We start from the raw sequence: 567 nt of genomic DNA, 5'->3' as shown, positions 1-567 counted from the left end.
TGTTCGGTACAGTATGGGGTATTTACCATGCGCTGACAGCCATCGGTATGTCCGGTCAGGCATCGATCGACAAAGTAGCGGGCCCAGTGGGTGAAGCGCTGATCATGACTGCGATCGGTCTGGCAGTAGCTGTTCCTGCGGTTCTGGGTTACAACTTCCTGGTACGTCGCAACAAGAGCGCCATGGAAGAAGTCCGTGCCTTCTCCGCTGACCTGCACTCTGTCGTTCTGTCCGGCAATATGGGCAAAACAGCAGCAAAAAAATGAAGCACTGATGAAGCTACTGCGCGACGCGATTTTTAGTCTGCGGTTTTGTAAGTTCGTCGTCGTACTCAAGTACGACTGCGCTTCTTAACTAAAACTAGCGCCGCTCGCTACGCTTCCTCAGCACTTCTGCAAAAGTATTTGGCCGGGCTATGAGAATAGTCCGGCGTGAAATCTGAAAGAGAACACATTATGGCAATGGCAATTGGCAATGATGGTGATGGCGAAGACGAAGTCAACAGCACCATCAACACCACCCCGCTGGTCGACGTCATGCTGGTTTTGCTGATCATCTTCCTGATCA

General features: G+C 51.5%; 2 protein-coding genes. Both read left to right on the top strand.

Features of this window, described 5'->3' with window-relative positions; genetic code table 11:
• Nucleotides 1-266: MotA/TolQ/ExbB proton channel family protein (locus tag ACO0LK_RS27000; RefSeq protein ID WP_422980605.1), on the top strand; the 266-nt coding region annotated here is incomplete at its 5' end.
• Between the two features lie 189 nt (nt 267-455).
• Nucleotides 456-567, top strand: a 112-nt coding sequence (locus tag ACO0LK_RS26995) for an ExbD/TolR family protein (protein ID WP_422980606.1), incomplete at its 3' end; no start/stop codon positions are given.

This window comes from Undibacterium sp. Ji49W (genome assembly GCF_049340205.1).
Classification (GTDB): Bacteria; Pseudomonadota; Gammaproteobacteria; order Burkholderiales; family Burkholderiaceae_D; genus Undibacterium.
The sequence above is the reverse complement of the archived record's forward strand: the minus strand, read 5'-3'. Positions and strand labels throughout refer to the sequence as shown.